The following is an 18,036-nucleotide window of genomic DNA, read 5'->3' as shown; positions in this document are numbered from 1 at the left end:
GTGGTGGGCTGGTCAATGAGCTGTGCGGGCCCGGCGGGCTTCGGCCGAGGCGGCGAATCGCTCCTGCTGGCTTTCCGCCTGGACTTCGAGGACATCGAGGTGGGCGGCCAGCTCCTCGCGGGCCGCCTCCGCCGTGGGGTCGAGCTTTTCGAGATCGAAGATCCGCCAGTGTTTGAGCATCGGGCGCACCACTTCGTCGTGGTGAATGCGCAGGTTGTAGATGCCGGATCTGGCGATCACCAGGGATTTTCGGGTGAAGTTCGGAATCATGGTCCCCGGCATGGCGAAGGAGGTGATTTCCTTGGCGATGGCGCGCACCGTTTCGGAGGGGTCGATCTCCAGGGCGGCGGAGACCAGGGAGCGGTAGAAGATCATGTGCAGGTTCTCGTCCGCGGCGACCCGGGTCAGCAGTTGGTCGGCGATCGGGTCGTTGACGAAGCGTCCGGTGTTGCGGTGCGCGATGCGGGTGGCCAGTTCCTGGAGCGAGACATAGGCCAGTGATTCGACGGCGCCCATCCGTTCGCTGTGGTGGCCGGCCTGCATCACGGCCATCCGTTCGGCCTCCAGCCGGTCGGGGTCCACCGCCCGGCTGACCAGCAGATAGTCCCGGATGCACATGGCGTGCCGGCCCTCTTCGGCGGTCCAGCGGCCCACCCAGGTGCCCCAGGCGCCGTCCCGGCCGAACCGGTTGGCGATCTCCCGGTGGTAGCTGGGCAGGTTGTCCTCGGTGAGGAGGTTGACCTCCAGGGCGATCCGGGCCTGTGGGGTGAGCCGGGACTGGTCGGGGTGCCAGGGCTGTTCGGTGAAGTCCCGGCCCTCCTCCCAGGGGACGTAGGTGTGCGGCATCCACTCCTTGGCGATGGACAGATGGCGGTCGAGGTTCTGGGCGACGACCGGTTCCAGTTCGGCCAGCACGTCGAGCTTCACGTCGGACTCCTGAAGGTCAGCACCACGTTGTGGCCGCCGAAGCCGAAGGATGTGGACAGGGCGGCGGTGACCGAGGCGGCCCGGGGTTCCCCGGTGACGAGGTCGAGTTCCACCTCGGGTGCGGTGTCGGTGAGGTTGCGGGTGGCCGGGATCAGCGCGTGCCGCAGGGTGAGCACGGTGAAGATGGCCTCCACGGCCCCGGCGGCGCCCAGCAGATGGCCGGTGGCGGATTTGGTGGCGGTGACGGCCGGGTGGCTGCCGACCGCCTGGGCGATGCCCCGGGCCTCGGTGATGTCGCCGGCCGGGGTGCCGGTGGCGTGGGCGTTGACATGGGTGATGTCGGCGGGGCCCAGGCCGGCGTCGTGCAGGGCCTCGGTGATGGCGCGGACCTGACCCCGGGTGTCGGGGGTGGTCATGTCGTGGGCGTCGGAGGTGACCCCGGTGCCGGCGAGCGCGGCGTAGGGGTGGGCGGAGCGGGCGTGGGCGAACCCGGCCCGCTCCAGGACGAGAATCCCGGCGCCCTCGGCCATGACGAAGCCGTCCCGGTCCCGGTCGAAGGGGCGGGAGGCGAGTTCGGGGGTGTCGTTGCGGGTGGACAGGGCGCCCATCCGGGCGAAGCCGCCGATGGACAGCGGGTGCAGGCAGGCGTCGGTGCCGCCGGCCACCACCACATCGGCGCGGCCGGAGCGGATCAGCGCGGCGCCGACCGCCAGTGCCTCGGCTCCGGAGGCGCAGGCGCTGGTGGGGGCGTGGGTGCCGGCCCGGGCGCCGAGTTCCAGGGAGACCACGGCGGCGGCGCCGTTGGGCATCAGCCGGGGGATGGTGAACGGGGACAGCAGCCGGGGGCCGAGTTCTTCGAGGCGGTCGTCCTGGTCGAGCATGGTGAGCGCGCCGCCGATGCCGGTGCCCACGACGACGGCGAGCCGTTCGGGGTCCACCTGGGGGGCGCCGGCGTCGGCCCATGCCTCGCGGGCGGCCACCAGGGCGGCTTCCTGGCTGCGGTCGAGCCGGCGGCGTTGCACCCGGTCGACGATCTCGGAAGGGTCCTTGCGCAGTACGCCGGCGATCCGTACCGGTAGCCGCTCGGCCCAGGGGGTTTCCAGGGTGGTGATGCCCGATTCGCCGGCCAGCAGGGCCGACCAGCTGGTGGGGACGTCCCCGCCGAGCGGGGTGGTGGCGCCCATGCCGGTCACCACCACTTCGGGGCGTACGTGTTCACGTTGGTCCAGCACAGCACAACCCTTTCTCGGGAATTCCGTGTCGGCCGGTGCGCCTGTGCAGCAGAAGCGTACGGATGGCAAGGGCCGGAAAATAGCCGCTGAGGGACGAATAACGGCCCTCCCGCAGACGGCTGTTGACTCATTCCAAAGATGGATCCGAACCTCTTCCAAGGACGGTTGCCGGGGCCCTGTACCGCTTGCCTAAGATGGCCACCGCTCGCCCCGGAATTCCGGTCGGTTTGAATTCACCGCTCCTCGGATGAGAGGTCAGGCATGGTGCAGGGCACTTTTTCTCCCGCTGCCGTCGGCGCGCCCGCGCCGGAGGCCGATGAGCCCGGCTGGCTCACCTTGGTCGACATGTGCCGTACGCGGGCGACGGAGGAGCCCGACCGCGTTTATTTCTCCTTTCTGGAAAACGGGGTGACGGAAAGCGATTCGCTCACCCCGGTCCAGGTCGATCTGCGGGCCCGGGCCATCGCGGTGGAACTGCTGAGCATCGCGGCCCCCGGTGACCGGGTGCTGCTGAACTACGGGCCGGGGCTGGATTTCGTACCGGCGTTCTTCGGTGCGCTGTACGCGGGCATGATCGCGGTGCCGATCCCGCCCGTGGAGACCGGCCGGGACGGTGCGAAGACCGACCGGCTGGAGGCGGTGCTGGCGTCCTGCCGGCCGGCGGTGTTCGCGAGTACGGCGGCCGTGCTGGACAAGCTGGCCGGCAGCGGGCAGGTGACGGCGGCGCTGGACGGCGTCGTACGGCTGGCCACCGACGGGGTGGACAGCGGGGCGGCGGATGCCTGGCGGGCGCCGGACATCGGCCGGGACACCGTGGCGTACCTCCAGTACTCCTCGGGGTCCACCGGGCTGCCCAAGGGGGTGATGCTCACCCACGCGAATGTGCTGGACAATCTGGCGCTCATTCACACCAATGGGGCGCGCGGGGACCTGGCGGAGGGTCAGTCGCCGCCGCCGGTGGTGCTGTGGCTGCCGTTGTTCCACGACATGGGCCTGGTCAACGCGGTGTTCCAGCCGCTGTTCGCCGGGTTCGAGGCGACCTTGATGCCGCCGCTGGCGTTCGTCCAGCATCCGTTCAACTGGCTGCGGGCGATCTCCGACCGGGGTGACGCCATCTCGGTGGCGCCCAACTTCGCCTATGAGCTGTGTGTGCGGCGGATCGGCCCGGAGCAGCTGGCGAAGCTGGATCTGTCCGGGTGGCGGCTGGCGGCGGTCGGCGCGGAGCCGGTGCGCCCGGAGACCCTGGACCGGTTCTGCGAGAAGTTCGGGCCCGCCGGGTTCCGCCGCGAGACGTTCTTCCCCTGTTACGGGCTGGCCGAGTCCACGGTGATGGTGAGCGGCGGGCCGGCGCCGGAGGAGCCGGTGATCCGGTCCTTCGACGCGGACGCCCTGGTGGCGGGCCGGGTACGGCCGGCCGCCGAAGGGGCCCGGGAGCGGCGGCTGGTGGGCTGCGGCCAGATCCAGCCGTCGCTGACGCTGCGGGTGGTGGACCCGGTGACCGGCGAGCCGTGCGCGCCGGACGAGATCGGCGAGGTCTATGTCTCCGGGTACAGCGTGGGCTCCGGTTACTGGGACGCGCCCGCGATCACCGAGGAGACGTTCGGGGCCCGGCTGCCGCACGACCCGGAGCTGGCGTTTCTGCGCACCGGTGATCTGGGATTCCTGTACGAGGGGCAGCTGTTCATCACCGGCCGGCGCAAGGACGTCATCATCCTGGACGGCCTCAACTACTACCCGCACGACATCGAGGCCGCGGTCTCGCGCAGCCATCGGGCGATCCGCGAGGACCGCTGCGCGGCGTTCTCGGTGGACGAGGGCGGCAAGGAGCAGCTGGTGGTGCTGGTGGAGGTCCAGCGCCGCCACCCGGTGCTGCGCGGCCCGGTCGCCGAGGGTGCGCAGGTGCCGCGGGGCGCGGTGCCGGCCGCCGAGATCGAGGCGGCGGTGCGGCGCGCGGTGACCGCCGAGCACGGGGTGCGGGTGAGCGAGGTGGGGCTGCTGCGGCCCGGGGTCCTGCCGTACACCTCCAGCGCCAAGATCAAGCGCGCGGAGTGCCGTGAGCGCTGGAGCGCGGGGAGCTTCGATGCCGATCAACTCGCCTGACGGGGACTGGGGAGCCATGAGCGACGACAGCGGAACATCCGTGCCCGCCCCGGCCGGGGCGCTGCGGTCCTGGCTGGCCGGCCGGGTCGCGGAGATGAGCGGTGTGGCGGCGGAAGAGGTCGACGCGGGGACCCCGTTCGATGTCTACGGCGTCAACTCCACGGACGCGGTGAGCCTGTCGGGGGAGCTGGCGGACCGGTTCGGGCTTCAGCTCTCCCCCACCGCCCTGTACGACCATCCCACCATCGATGCGCTGGTGGCCCATCTGGTGCCCGCCGCGCCGGCACCGGCACCGGCACCGGCACCGGCACCGGCCACAGGACCGGACACCGGAACGGGCCCGGCGGTGGACGAGGACCCGGTGTGCGTCGTCGGCATGGCCTGCCGCTTCCCCGGCGGCGCCGACAGCCCCGAACGGTTCTGGGAGCTGCTGGCCGCCGGATACGACGCGTCCGCCGACGTACCGGCGGACCGCTGGGACGCCCACGCCCGGTACGCCGAGGACCCCGACGCGCCCGGCACCGCCTACACCACCAAGGGCGCCTTCGTCGACGAACTGGCCGGCTTCGACGCCGCGTTCTTCGGGATCTCGCCGCGCGAGGCGCTGCGGATGGACCCGCAGCAGCGGATGCTGCTCGAAGTGGCCTGGCAGGCGCTCCAGAACGCCGGCTGCGCCCCGGACCGGCTGCGCGGCTCCGCCACCGGCGTCTTCGTCGGGATGATGCCCGGCAACCAGTACGCCTCGCTCCAGCGCGAACGCGGCGGCCCCGACGTGCTCGACGACCCGTATCTGGGACTCGGCACCGCCTCCAGCGTGGTGGCCGGCCGGCTGTCGTACCTGCTCGATCTGCGCGGGCCCGCGCTGCTGCTGGACACCGCCTGCTCCTCCTCCCTGGTGGCGCTGCATCTGGCGGCCCGCAGCCTGCGGTCCGGCGAGAGCGAGCTGGCGCTGGTCGGCGGGGTGAGCGCGATCCTGCACCCCGACACGTACCGGCAGGGCTCCAAGATGCGGATGCTCGCCCGGGACGGCCGCTGCAAGACCTTCGACGCCGCCGCCGACGGGTTCCTGATGGGCGAGGGCTGCGGCGTGGTGGTGCTGGAGCGGCTGAGCGACGCCACCGCGCGCGGCCACCGGGTGCTGGCGGTGCTCCGCGGCTCGGCCGTCAACCAGGACGGCACCAGCAACGGGCTCACCGCGCCCAACGGCACCGCGCAGCGGGCGGTGATCCGGGCAGCGCTGGCGGACGCCGGGCTGACCCCGGACGACGTGGACTTCGTGGAGGCGCACGGGTCGGGGACCCTGCTGGGCGACTCCATCGAGATGGCCGGGCTGCACGACGTGTTCGGCCCGGGGCGGGACGCCGACCGGCCGCTGGTGGTCGGCGCGGTGAAGACCAATGTGGGCCATCTGACGGGCGCGGCCGGCATGGCCGGGCTGATCAAGACGGTGCTGGCGCTGGAACACGGCGCCGTTCCGCGCAACCTCCACCACCACGAACCCAGCGGCGCCATCGACTGGGACGCCTGCCCGACCCTGCTGCCCGACCGGCTCATCGACTGGCCGCGCCACGGCGGGCCACGGATCGCGGGGGTGAGCTCGTTCGGCTGGTCCGGCACCAACAGTCATGTGGTGCTGGCGGCCCCGGCGCCCGCCGAGCGCGCGCCCGAACCCGCCCGGGACCGGGTACTGACGCTGTCGGCGCGCACCCCGGACGCGCTGCGCACCATGGCCGGTCAGCTGGCCGCCCGGCTGGCGGGCCAGGACGCGCCGCGCCTGGACGATGTGGCGCGCACCCTGCGGACCGGCCGCAGCGTGCTGGAGCAGCGGGCGGCGGTGAGCGGCGCGGACCACCAGGAGCTGGCCACCGCCCTGGACCGGCTCGCGCCCGGCGGCACCGTCCGCGCGGTGCCGCCGGGCGGGCCCGGGGTGCCGGTGACACTGCTGCTGCCCGGCACCGGCGAGCTGCGGGTGGGCTCCGGGCGGGCGCTGTACGAGAGCCGGCCGGCGTTCCGGGCGGCGTTCGACGCGTGCGCGGACGCCGCCGGGGCGGAGCTGGGTCTTGACCTGCGGGAGGTGCTGTACCCGGCGGGCGGTCGGGAGACGGCGCCCTCCGGGGCGTTCGGGCCGGCCGCCGCGCTCGGCGGGGCGGACGCCGGTTCGCCGCTGCACCAGCGGCTGGAGGTCGGGCACGCGGCGGTGTTCGCCGTGGACTACGCGTGCGCCGCGCTGTGGCGCGAGCACGGCGTCACGCCGGGCGCGCTGCTGGGCTACAGCCTGGGCGAGTATGTGGCGGCGTGCCTGGCCGGGGTGTTCTCGCTGTCCGACGCGCTGCTGCTGGTGATCCGGCGGGCCCGCCTGGTGGCGGGCGCCGAGCCGGGGGCGATGACGACGGTGGCGCTGCCCGCCGGGCGGCTGACGCCGCTGCTCACCCAGGACGTCGTACTGGCCGCCACCAACGGCCCGCTGACCTGTGTCGTCAGCGGCCCGGTGGCGGCGGTGAGCGCCTTCGAGGAGCGGCTGCGCACCGAACGGGTGGCGTTCATGCGGATCGCCACCGACCGGGCCATGCACCATCCGGCGCTGGCCGGGCAGGCCGCCGAACTGGCCGCGCTGGTGGCCTCGGTGCCGCGCGGCGCGCCGGCCGTCCCCTATCTGTCCAATGTCACCGGCGACTGGATCACCGCCGAGCAGGCCCGGGACCCGGGGTACTGGGCGCGGCATCTGTGCTCCACGGTCCGCTTCGCGGAGGGCGTACGGCGGCTGGCGGACGGCCGGCCCCGGGTGCTCCTGGAGGCGGGGCCCGGCCAACTGGCCAGCTTCGCCACGCAGATAGCCACCGCCGGGGGCGGCGCGGCGGAGCTGACCGCGCTGCCGACCCTGCCGGGCGCGGCCGACCGGCGCGGGCCCGGGGCGCTGGTGGCGGCGACGCTGGCCCGGCTGTGGGAGCGTGGCGTGCCGGTGGAGTTGGCGCCGGACGGGGAGACCGGCCGGGTGGTGACCCTGGACGGATATCCGTTCGAACACCGGCGGTTCTGGCCCGAGCCCGCCGAACAGCCCACCGCACAGCCCACCGCACAGCCCACCGCACCGGCCGATGTACCCGCCGCTCCCCCGGCGCCCCAGGTGTGGGCCCAGGGCTGGGAGCCGGCGGACGGCACCGCCGGTACGGTGGCGGGCCCGTTCCTGATCTACGCCGACGCGCTGGGCGTCGGCGAGCGGCTGGCCGACAGGCTGCGGGCGAGCGGGCCGGCCGTCGTGGTCACCGAGGGCGCGGCGTTCGCCCAGCACGGGCCCGGGTCGTTCACGGTGCGGCCCGGCGACGCCGGGGACCACGCGCGGCTGCTCGACGAACTGCCCGAGGACCAACTCCCGCGCACCGTGGTGCAGCTGTGGTCGGTCACCGGCGCGGAACGGCCAAGCGCCGAGCGGGCGCAGGCGCTGGGCTTCACCGCGCTGGTACGGGCCACCACCGCGCTGGCGGGCCGGGTCCGGGAGCCGGTGCGGCTGCTGGTGGTCACCGACGGGGCGCAGGCGGTACGGGACGGGGAGCCCGTCCAGGCCGTCAAGGCGACGCTGACCGGGCCGGCCCTGACGATTCCGCAGGAGTACCCCGGCTGGTCCTGCCGGCAACTGGATCTGGCCCCGGCGGAGGCCGCCGCGCCGGATCGGGCGGCGGAGACGGTCGCCGCCGAACTCGCCCGCTCCGGCGAGGAGAACCTGGTCGCGGTACGGGGCGGGGTGCGCTTCGTCCAGCGGTACCGCCCGGCTCACCGGCCGGCCACCGCGCCGGTGGCCCCGCGCGCGGACGGCGCGGTACTGATCACCGGTGGCCTGGGCGCGCTTGGCCTGGTCATCGCCGGGCATCTCGCCGAACGCGCGCCCGGCGTCGGCCTGGTGCTCACCGGCCGCTCCGGGCTGCCGCCCCGCGAGCGGTGGGACACGCTGCTGACCGGGCCGCAGAGCCCGGTGGCGCGGCGGGTACGCGGCGTGCTGGACCTTGAGCGGCGCGGCGCCCGGGTACAGGTGATGGCCGCCGATGTGGCCGATCCCGCCGCGCTGGGCGCGGTGGTGGCCCGGTCCCGTACGGAGTTCGGGCCGCTGCGCGGCGTGGTGCACGCGGCGGGGCTCACCGACGCCGAGGTGTTCGCCCCGCTGGCCGGGCTGACGGACGCCCAGGTGGCCGCCCACTTCGACGCGAAGGTGCGCGGCACCGTCGCGCTCGGCGCCGCGCTAGCCGGCGAGCGGCCGGACTTCGTCCTCCTGATGTCGTCCATGTCGGCGGTGCTGGGCGGGCTCGGCTTCACCGCGTACGCCGCCGCCAACGCCTTCCTGGACCGGTTCGCGCAGGAGCAGACGGCGCTGGGCCGGCCGGGCTGGCAGAGCATCGCGTGGGACACCTGGCGGTCCACGGTGGACGGGCCCGGCGCGGCCGGCCTCGGCGATTCCCTGAAGCGGTACTCCTTCACCCCTCGGCAGGGCCTCGCCGTGCTGGACCGGGTGCTGGGCGGCGCGGACCGGCTGGTCGTCGCCCAGGGCGATCTGACCGCCCGGCTGGCGGCCTGGACCGGTGGCGCGCGGCCGGTGGCCCCGGCCCCGGTTCCGGTGCCCGGCGGCGCGGAGCCGTTCGCCCGCCCGGGCGCGGCAGCCGGTCAGGCCGGCCAGGACGCCGAACGGCGGCTGGCGGCGCTGTGGCGGGTGGCCCTGGGCTCCGCCGAGGTGGGCAGTCACGACAACTTCTTCGATCTGGGCGGCAATTCGCTGATCGGGATGCAGCTGATGAACTCCATCGGCAAGGAGTTCGGGCTCACCCTGCCGGCGGTGGCGCTCTTCGAGGCGCCGACCATCACGGCCATGGCGGCGTATCTGCGCGAGCGCGGCGCGGCCGGGCCGGTGGTGGCGCAGGCCCCGCCGGCCCCGGTGGTCGCCGAGCCGGCCCCGGCGCCCGTCCGCGCACCCGCCCTCGCACCCGCCCCCGGACCCGCCCCCGTACCCGTAGCCCCGCCCGTGCCGCGGGCCACTCCGGCGGTGCCGGACGACGACGCGATCGCCGTCATCGGCATGGCGGGGCGTTTCCCCGGCGCGGCGGACCTCGATCGGTTCTGGCAGGTGCTGCGGGACGGCGAGGAGACCATCTCGTTCTTCACCGAGGAGGAGCTGGTCGCCGCCGGGGTGCCCGCCGAACAGGCCGCCAGGCCGGACTACGTACGGGCCCGCCCGGTGCTGGAGGACGTGGCGATGTTCGACGCCGAGTTCTTCGGCTACAACCCGCGCGAGGCCCGGCTGCTGGACCCGCAGCAGCGGCTGTTCCTGGAGTGCTGCTGGGAGGCGCTGGAGAGCGCCGGCTACGGCGACGGCGACCGGCCGCGCTCGGTGGCCGTGTACGGCGGCGCCAACATCTCCACCTACATCCGCAAGCTGTACGAGGACCCCGAGACGGCCGCGTCCGTCAACGAGTACCAGGTCGTCATCAGCAACGACAAGGACGCCCTCACCACCAACGTCTCCTACCGCTTCAACCTCTCCGGGCCCTCCCTCGGCGTGCAGACCTTCTGCTCGACGTCCCTGGTGGCCACCCATCTGGCGGCCCGCGCCCTGCTGGCCGGCGAGTGCGACATGGCACTGGCCGGTGGGGTGTCGGTCCGGGTCCCGGACCGGGTCGGCCACGTGTACCAGGAGGGCGGCATGGAGTCACCGGACGGCCATGTCCGTACCTTCGACGCCGCCGCCCGGGGCTCCATCTTCGGCGACGGCTCGGCGGTGGTGCTGCTGAAGCGGCTGTCGCGGGCGCTGGCGGACGGCGACCCGGTGGCCGCCGTCATCCGGGGCTCGGCGGTCAACAACGACGGCTCGCTCAAGGTCGGTTTCACCGCGCCCAGCGTGCGCGGCCAGTCCGAGGTGATCAGCCGGGCGCTCGCCGACGCCGGGGTGCGTCCGGCGGAGGTCTCGTACATCGAGGCGCACGGCACCGCCACCGAACTGGGCGACCCCATCGAGATGTCGGCGCTGGGCCGGGCGTTCGCCGGGGCCCCGGCCGGCAACACCAGGGTCGGCTCGGTGAAGACCAACCTCGGGCATCTGGACCGGGCGGCCGGCGCCACCGGGCTGATCAAGACCGTACTGGCGCTCCAGCACCGGCAGTTGCCGCCGAGCCTGCACTTCACCACTCCCAACCCCGAGATCGACTTCGAGCACGGCCCGTTCCGGGTCAACACCGCGCTGACGCCCTGGGAGTCGCCGGACGGGCGGCCCCGGATCGCGGGCATCAACTCGCTGGGCATGGGCGGCACCAACGCGCACGTGGTCCTCCAGGAGGCGCCCCCGCAGCGGGCCGGCTCACCCGGCCGGGACACCCAGCTGCTGACCCTGTCCGGCCGCAACCGGCAGGCGCTGGAGCAGGCCGGGCGCGACCTGGCCCGGCATCTGCGCCGGCATCCGGGACTGCCGCTGGCCGATGTGGCGTTCACCCTCCAGGTGGGGCGGCAGCGGTTCGACGAGCGGCGCGCCCTGGTGGTGCGCGGCACCGAGGACGCGCTGCGGCTGCTGGAGGGCGGCGGCGAGGGGTACGAGCGGCGCGAGCGGCTGCGGGAGCGGCCGGTCGGCTATGTCTTCCCGGGGGCCGGCGCCTGGTATCCGGGCGCGGCGGCCGGGGTGTACCGCACCGAGGAGGCGTTCCGCTCCGCCGTGGACCGGTGCCGGGCGGTGCTGCGACCGCTGCTGGGCACCGACGTGCTGGAGGTGATCAACGGGGCCGGGGACGAGCCGGCCGCGCCGGAGGTGACCGCGTGCGCCGCCTTCACGGCGCAGTACGCGCTGGCCGTGCTGTTCGCCGGATGGGGGCTGCGCCCCGACACCGTGCGCGGTACGGGCGTGGGCGAGTTGACGGCCGCGGTGGTGGCCGGGGTGCTGTCGCTGGAGGACGCGCTGGGTGTCCTCGCCGAGCAGGCGAGGCTCACCGCCGAGGGCGCCCGGGACGCCGCCGAGCAGCTGACGTCCTGGATCCGCGCCAAGGTGACCCTGGCGGCGCCCGCGCTGCCCGGTGCGGCGCCGGACGCGGCACGGGCCACCGATCCGGCGTTCTGGGCCGGGCGGCTGCTGGCCGCCGAGCCCGCGCGCGGTGCCGGCGGCGGGGTGCCGTCGGCCGAGCCGGACCGGCTGCTGCTGGTCCTCGGCCCGGACGACGGTGCCCGGGAGCGGCCGGCCGAAACGGTGCTGCCCGTGCTGCCCGCCCACGCCCGGCGGCACGACGCGCTCACCGCCCTGCACGGCGCGCTCGCCCGGGCCTGGACGCTCGGCGCGGCCGTGGACTGGGCCGCCTACCACGACGGCGAGATCCGCAACCGGGTGCCGCTGCCGACCTATCCGTTCCAGCGCGCCAGGTACTGGATCGACACGCCCGAGCGGGCCGGGCGCGGCGCCCGCCCGCTGCCGGCCGCCGGCGGCACCCCGGGCAGCCGGCTGGCCGCGCTGCCGAAACTGCCCGTCGACCAGTGGCTTTCGGTGCCGGGCTGGCGGCAGCTGCCGCCGCGCGAGCCGGCCGCGGCCACCGGCCGCTGGCTGCTGCTCACCGACACCACCGGCCTGGCCCCCGCCCTGGCCGCACAGCTGAGGGCGGCCGGTGCCGACACCGTACTGGCCACCCCCGGCACCCGCCTCGCCCGTACCGCCCCGGACGCCTTCACCCTCGACCCGGCCGACGCCGGCCAGTGGAGCGAGCTGCTGACCACGCTGCGCGCCGAGGACGAGGCGCCGCTGCGGGTGGCCCATCTGTGGGGCGTGGACCCGATACCGGACGCGCTGCGCGGCACCGAACGCGCCGTCGCCACCTTCCACTCCCTGCTGGCGCTGCTCCAGGCGGCGGGCGGTGCCGGGGCCGGGGCACCGAGCGCGGTGGCGGTGATCACCGCCGGGGCGTTCGATGTGACCGGCGGCGAGCCCGTCGATCCGGCCAAGGCCACCGTCACCGGACCGTGCAAGGTGGCCCCGCTGGAGTACCCGGGCCTGGATGTCCGGCACATCGATGTGACCGTGCCGCGCGGCAGGAAGGCGACCGCCGCGCTGGCCCGGCGGCTGTTGCCCGAGCTGACCGGCGAGCGCGCGCGGCCTGACGAGCGGCAGCTGGCGCTGCGCGGCCGGCGCCGCTGGGCGGGCACCCACAGCCCGCTGCCGCCCCGGCCGGCGCCCCAGCCCACCGACGTGCTGCGGCCGGAGGGCGTCTATCTGATCACCGGTGGCCTGGGCGGCATCGGGCTGGCCATGGCCCGGCAGCTGGCCTCCTCGGTACGGGCCCGGCTGGTGCTGGCCGGCCGCTCGGGGCTGCCGGAGCGCGAGCACTGGGCGCGGCTGGCCGCCGACCAGGACACCCCCGAGGAGGTCGTGCGCCGGATCGAGGAGGTACGCGGCCTGGAGCGGGACGGCGCGCAGGTGCTGGTGGTGGCGATGGACGCGGCCGACCCCGGCTCGGTCGACCGGGCGGTGGACGCGGCGCTGGAGCGCTTCGGCCGGCTGGACGGCGTGCTGCACGCGGCGGGCGTACCCGGTCTGGGCGTCATGCAGTTCAAGACCGCGCAGGACGCCACGGCGGTGCTGCGCCCCAAGCTGGCCGGCGCGCAGGCGCTGCGCGACCGCCTCGCCCGCGAACGGGTGGATTTCCTCGCGCTGTTCTCGTCCACGGCCGCCGTCACCGGCGGCGGACCGGGCCAGGCGGACTACTGCGCCGCCAACGCGGCGCTCGGCGGGCACGCGAGCGACGCCGCCAACTCCCCGGGCGGGCCCCGGGTGGTGACCATCGACTGGGGTGAATGGCGGTGGAACGCCTGGGACATGGCGCTGGCCGGCTTCGACGAGTCGACCACCGCCTTCCTGCGGACCAACCGGGAACGGATCGGCATCACCTTCGACGAGGGCTGGCAGGCCCTGCTGAAGGTACTGGCCGGGCCCGACCAGCAGGTGGTGGTCTGCTCGCAGGACATCGGCGAACTGGCCTCGATCACCGCGTCGCTCGATCTGGCGCAGCTGGCCGGCCGGGCCGGTGACCCGGCGGGCGCCCGGCATCCGCGCCCCGAACTGGCGGTGGCCTACGCCGAACCCGCCGAGGGCGAGGAGAGCGCGGTGGCCGAGCTGTGGGGCCAGGTGCTCGGGGTCGCCGGGGTGGGCGCCGAGGACGACTTCTTCGAACTGGGCGGCAATTCGCTGCTGGGCGTCGACCTGGTGCACCGGATGCGGGCCGCCCTGAACTGCCCGTGGCTGCCGCCGCATGTGCTGTACGAGGCGCCGACGGTACGCGAGGTGGTGCGGCTGGCCCGGTCGGCCGACGGCGGCACGGACGTACCGGCCGCGACGAAACCCGCAACGCTGAGAGGAACGTCGATATGACACGTGTGGGAGTGGTGGGTGCCGGGGTGATGGGCACCGGGCTCACCCAGAATCTGACCGAGCACGGCCATGAGGTGGTGCTCACCGACCGCAGCAAGGAGGCGCTGGACCGGGCGCGTTCGGAGGTCGAGCGGTACGAGCGGTTCGGCGCGCTGCTGGGCGCCACCGGGCCGCACCGCGCGGACATGACGGGGCGCGTCACCTACACCACCGACCTGGCGGAGCTGGGCGAGGTGGAGTTCCTGGTGGAGAACATCACCGAGAACTGGGAGCTGAAGCGGGAGCTGTATCCGCGCCTGGACGAGGTGTGCCCGCCGCGGACGGTCTTCGCGGTGAACACCTCGGCGATCCCCATCACCAAGGTGGCCGCCAGGACCAACCGGCAGGACCGGGTGCTGGGCATGCACTTCATGAACCCGGTGCCGATGAAGTCCACCGTGGAGGTCATCAAGGGCTGGCACACCTCGCAGCAGACCATCGACACCGCGCTGTCCCTGCTGGCGGGCGTGGGCAAGAGCGGCGTCCTGGTGAACGACTCCCCCGGCTTCGTCTCCAACCGGGTGCTGATGCTCACCATCAACGAGGCCGTCTTCCTGGTGGCCGACGGGGTGGCGTCGGCCGGGGAGGTCGACCGGATCTTCACGGAGTGCTTCGGCCACCGGATGGGGCCGCTGGCCACGGCCGACCTGATCGGCCTGGACACCATCCTCTACAGCATCGATGTGCTGTACGAGAACTTCCAGGACAGCAAGTACCGGCCGTGCCCGCTGTTGCAGCGCATGGTCTACGCCGGCCTGCACGGCCGCAAGTCGGGCGAGGGCTTCTTCCGTTACGCCGACGCGGCGTGACCCCTCCCCACACCCCCGCTCACCCCGAACGTGTTCAAGGAGAATCGGAATGTCGGAACAGACCGGCCACACCATCCGGGACTTCGTGCTCACCCGCTTCCCGGGCGTCGAACTCGACGACGATGTCGACATCTTCACCCTGGGGTTCGTCAACTCCCTGTTCGCCATGGAGCTGGTGATGTTCCTGGAGAAGGAGTTCGCGCTGCGGATTCCCAACGAGGACATGTCCCTGGACAACTTCCGCACCGTGGCGGCCATGTCCGCCCTCGTCGGGCGGCTGCGCACGCCGGACGCCGCCTCGGTGGGTGAGGCGTGAGCACGGCCGCGCCGCCCGGCACCGACCGCGCCCGTACCTTTGTCGACACCGAACTGATCCCGCACGCGGACGCGTTCGACCGCGACGAGGCGATCCCCGAGTGGCTGCTGCGGGCGGTGGCCGAGCACGGCTGGTGGGGGGCGGTGCGCACCGGCTCCATGGTGGAGTTCGCCGCGCTGCACGAGGAGATCGGCCGGGGCTGCTCGTCGCTGCGCAGCCTGCTGACCGTGCACAGCATGGCCCTGTACGCGGTGGACCGCTGGGGCGGGGCTGCGGTGCGCGAGCGCTGGCTTGAGCCGCTGACGGCGGGGGCGGAGCTGGGCGCGTTCTGTCTGACGGAGACGGCGGCCGGCTCGGACTTCACCGCCGTGCAGGCGTCCGCCCGGCCCGCGCCGGACGGCGGCTGGCTGCTGGAGGGCCACAAGAAGTGGGTGACGGGCGGCGAACGCGCCGACGTGCTGCTGGTGTTCGCCCGCACCGGGCGCGGCGTGAGCGCGTTCCTGGTGCCGGCCGACGTGCCGGGGGTGGTCCGTACCCCGGTGCGCGGTCTGCTCGGCACCCGGGCGGCGCTGACCGCCGAGATCCGGTTCACCGGTGCCCGGTTGCCGGCCGGATCGCTGCTGGGCGCGGAGGGCATGGGCACCGCGATCGCCACCGGGGTGCTGGACATCGGCCGGCACAGTGTGGCCAGTGGCAGCACCGGCATCATCGCGGCGGCCCTGGAGGGCAGCGTGCGCCACGCGGCGACGCGCCGCCAGGGCGGGGCGCTGCTGGGTGAACACCAGCTGATCCAGCGGCTGATCACCCGGATGGCGGTGGATCTGCGGGCCGCGCGGGCGCTGTGCCGCGATGCCGGGGCGCTCAAGGACGCCGGGGATCCGGCGACGCTGACCGCGACCTGCGCGGCCAAGTACTTCGCCTCGACCGCCGCGATGCGGGCCGCCGCCGACGCGGTGCAGATCCATGGCGCGGTGGGCTGCGCCGAGGGGCACGCGGCGCACCGCTGGTTCCGGGACGCCAAGATCATGGAGATCATCGAGGGCTCCTCCCAGATCCAGGAAGTGCTCATCGCGCAGCACGCGCTGACCACCGCCGGCGCCGGGCGCCCGCGGACACCGGGAGGGGGAACGTCATGACGAGCGACGGCCGTGGCCGCGTCAAGTGCGCGGTGTGGGACCTGGATCACACGGTGTGGGACGGGGTGCTGCTGGAGGACGGGGACGTCCCCCTGCGGCCGGGCGTCCTGGAGACGCTGCGCGCGCTGGACGAGCGGGGCATCCTGCTGTCCATCGCCAGCCGCAACGACCACGACGCGGCGATGCGGCGCCTTGAGGAGCTGGGCATCGCCGAGTACTTCCTGGCCCCGCAGATCACCTGGGGCCCGAAGTCGGTGTCGGTGGAGGCGGTGGCGAAGTCCCTGAACATCGGGATCGACGCGCTGGCGTTCATCGATGACCAGCCGTTCGAGCTGGAGGAGGTGGCCTTCGCCCATCCGGAGGTGCTGTGCGTGAGCGCCGAGGAGGCCGGTGAGCTGGCGGGCCGGCCGGAGTTCACCCCGCGGTTCCGCACCGAGGACGCGGCGCGGCGGCGGGAGATGTACCGCAGCGGCGAGGCGCGGGTGCGGGCGGAGGAGAGCTTCGCGGGGGCGGGCGAGGAGTTCCTGGCCACCCTCGGGATGGTCTTCACCATCGACCGGGCGCGGGTGAGCGATCTCCAGCGGGCGGAGGAGCTGACGGTCCGCACCAATCAGCTCAACTCCACCGGGGCCACGTACTCCTACGAGGAGCTGGAGCGGCTGTCGGCGTCGCCGGACCATCTGCTGCTGATGGCGGGTCTGGAGGACCGGTTCGGCTCGTACGGGCGGATCGGCCTGGCCCTGGTGGAGACGGCGGGTGAGCGGTGGCGGCTGAAGCTGCTGCTGATGTCGTGCCGGGTGATGAACCGGGGCGTGGGCACCGTGCTGCTGCACCACGTGATGCGGCTGGCCCGGCGGCGGGGCGCCCGGCTGACGGCCGAGTTCGTCCCCACCGACCGCAACCGGGTGATGTATGTGACGTACCGCTTCGCCGGTTTCGAGGAGACCGGCCGGCACGGCGACCGCCTGGTGCTGACGGCGGCGGACGCGGAGGTGCCCGAGCCGCCCCCGTACCTGGACCTGCGCACCGGCGGCTGATCCGCGCCGCACCTCCTTTCCCCTCCCGTCCCCTCTCCCCCCAGCAGGAAGGACCCATGATGACCGCGTACGACGTACGGCAGCCCCAGCGCAAGGACTTCTCGGCGCTGGCCTCCGGTGGGCTGGACTTCGAGTCCCTGCCGCTGCGGCTGTTCCGCAAGGGGCATGCCAAGGCGTGGAACCCGGCCGATCTGGACTTCTCGCGTGACGCCGAGGACTGGGCGCGGCTCGACGATGTGTCACGGGAGGCGTTCACCGGGCTGTGCGCGATGTTCCTGGCGGGCGAGGAGGCCGTCACGCACGATCTCCAGCCGTTCATGGCCGCGATGTCGAACGAGGGCCGGCTGGCGGACGAGATGTATCTGACCCAGTTCTGCTACGAGGAGGCCAAGCACACCGAGGTGTTCCGGCTGTGGCTGGACGCGGTCGGGCTGCACGAGGACCTGAACGGTCTGGTCGCCGACAATCCGGGCTACCGGCGGATCTTCTTCGACGCGCTGCCCGAGTCGCTGGACCGGCTGCGGCACGAGCCGACCCCGCAGAACCAGGTGCGGGCCTCGGTCACCTACAACCATGTGGTGGAGGGGGTGCTCGCGCTGACCGGGTACTTCGCCTGGACCCGGATCTGCACCGAGCTGAACATCTTCCCCGGCATGCGGCAGATGATCGCCCGGATCAGGGACGACGAGCGGCGGCACATGGCGTGGGGCACGTACACCTGCCGCCGGCTGGTGGCGGCCGATCCGGACAACTGGGGGATCGTCACCCGGCGGATGCGGGAGCTGCTGCCGCACGCCATCCGGCAGATCCAGCACGCCACCCGGGACTATCCGGCGGAGCTGTTCGGGCTGGTGATGCGGGATCTGCTGGAGTACGCCACCGAGTGCGCGGGACGGCGGCTGCACGCCATCGAGTCGGCGCTGTCGGAGAGTTCGGGCGGGCTGCGGCGGGACACCGTCTCGGAGGATCTGGAGGAGGAGATCGCCGACGAGGAGCGCCGCGCGCTGGCCCTGCCGTTCGACGGGGCGGCCGGCGGGGCGGCCGGCGAGAGCCGGGTGGCGGGCTGA

Annotated in this window: 9 protein-coding genes; 7 read left to right on the top strand and 2 right to left on the bottom strand. The window is 73.9% G+C overall.

All coding sequences use genetic code 11. The annotated features are described in order from the left end of the window. Positions 1-12: 12 nt before the first annotated feature. Together AC5WRL_RS02815 and AC5WRL_RS02810 are read right to left on the bottom strand one after the other, a co-directional pair. Complete coding sequence (locus AC5WRL_RS02815) at positions 13-927, bottom strand: acyl-ACP desaturase (protein ID WP_496086614.1); 915 nt, start codon at positions 925-927, stop codon at positions 13-15. Then, positions 924-2,159, bottom strand: a complete 1,236-nt coding sequence (locus tag AC5WRL_RS02810) for a beta-ketoacyl-[acyl-carrier-protein] synthase family protein (protein ID WP_496086613.1) — start codon at positions 2,157-2,159, stop codon at positions 924-926. Before AC5WRL_RS02810 ends, AC5WRL_RS02815 begins: the two co-directional genes overlap by 4 nt. Positions 2,160-2,420: 261 nt before the next feature. Between AC5WRL_RS02810 and AC5WRL_RS02805 the strand changes: the two genes are divergently transcribed. The 7 genes from AC5WRL_RS02805 to AC5WRL_RS02775 are packed head-to-tail and all read left to right on the top strand — an operon-like array spanning position 2,421 to position 18,036. After that, the gene (locus AC5WRL_RS02805) at positions 2,421-4,259 is read left to right on the top strand and encodes a fatty acyl-AMP ligase (protein WP_496086612.1); all 1,839 of its coding nucleotides are present in this window, start codon (positions 2,421-2,423) and stop codon (positions 4,257-4,259) included. A gap of 16 nt (positions 4,260-4,275) precedes the next feature. Beyond that, positions 4,276-13,632, top strand: a complete 9,357-nt coding sequence (locus AC5WRL_RS02800; protein WP_496086611.1) for an SDR family NAD(P)-dependent oxidoreductase — start codon at positions 4,276-4,278, stop codon at positions 13,630-13,632. After that, positions 13,629-14,480: a 3-hydroxyacyl-CoA dehydrogenase family protein gene (locus AC5WRL_RS02795; protein ID WP_496086610.1), complete on the top strand. Its 852-nt coding sequence runs from the start codon at positions 13,629-13,631 to the stop codon at positions 14,478-14,480. Before AC5WRL_RS02800 ends, AC5WRL_RS02795 begins: the two co-directional genes overlap by 4 nt. 49 nt (positions 14,481-14,529) lie before the next feature. After that, the gene (locus AC5WRL_RS02790) at positions 14,530-14,796 is read left to right on the top strand and encodes an acyl carrier protein (protein ID WP_496086609.1); all 267 of its coding nucleotides are present in this window, start codon (positions 14,530-14,532) and stop codon (positions 14,794-14,796) included. Next, positions 14,793-15,932, top strand: coding sequence for an acyl-CoA dehydrogenase family protein (locus tag AC5WRL_RS02785; protein WP_496086608.1), 1,140 nt, complete (start codon positions 14,793-14,795; stop codon positions 15,930-15,932). The genes AC5WRL_RS02790 and AC5WRL_RS02785 overlap by 4 nt, the downstream gene beginning before the upstream one ends. Continuing rightward, positions 15,929-16,969, top strand: coding sequence for an HAD-IIIC family phosphatase (locus AC5WRL_RS02780; RefSeq protein WP_496086607.1), 1,041 nt, complete (start codon positions 15,929-15,931; stop codon positions 16,967-16,969). Before AC5WRL_RS02785 ends, AC5WRL_RS02780 begins: the two co-directional genes overlap by 4 nt. 56 nt (positions 16,970-17,025) lie before the next feature. After that, complete coding sequence (locus AC5WRL_RS02775; protein ID WP_496086606.1) at positions 17,026-18,036, top strand: R2-like ligand-binding oxidase; 1,011 nt, start codon at positions 17,026-17,028, stop codon at positions 18,034-18,036.

It is taken from the genome of Streptomyces sp. NTD107 (assembly GCF_059510435.1).
This window is presented reverse-complemented; position numbering and strand designations above follow the sequence as displayed.

Coding starts and splice junctions, on each gene's coding strand:
- AC5WRL_RS02795 (WP_496086610.1), top strand. CDS start 13,629: ATGACACGTGTGGGAGTGGTGGGTGCCGGGGTGATGGGCACCGGGCTC.
- AC5WRL_RS02775 (WP_496086606.1), top strand. CDS start 17,026: ATGATGACCGCGTACGACGTACGGCAGCCCCAGCGCAAGGACTTCTCG.
- AC5WRL_RS02780 (WP_496086607.1), top strand. CDS start 15,929: ATGACGAGCGACGGCCGTGGCCGCGTCAAGTGCGCGGTGTGGGACCTG.
- AC5WRL_RS02800 (WP_496086611.1), top strand. CDS start 4,276: ATGAGCGACGACAGCGGAACATCCGTGCCCGCCCCGGCCGGGGCGCTG.
- AC5WRL_RS02805 (WP_496086612.1), top strand. CDS start 2,421: ATGGTGCAGGGCACTTTTTCTCCCGCTGCCGTCGGCGCGCCCGCGCCG.
- AC5WRL_RS02790 (WP_496086609.1), top strand. CDS start 14,530: ATGTCGGAACAGACCGGCCACACCATCCGGGACTTCGTGCTCACCCGC.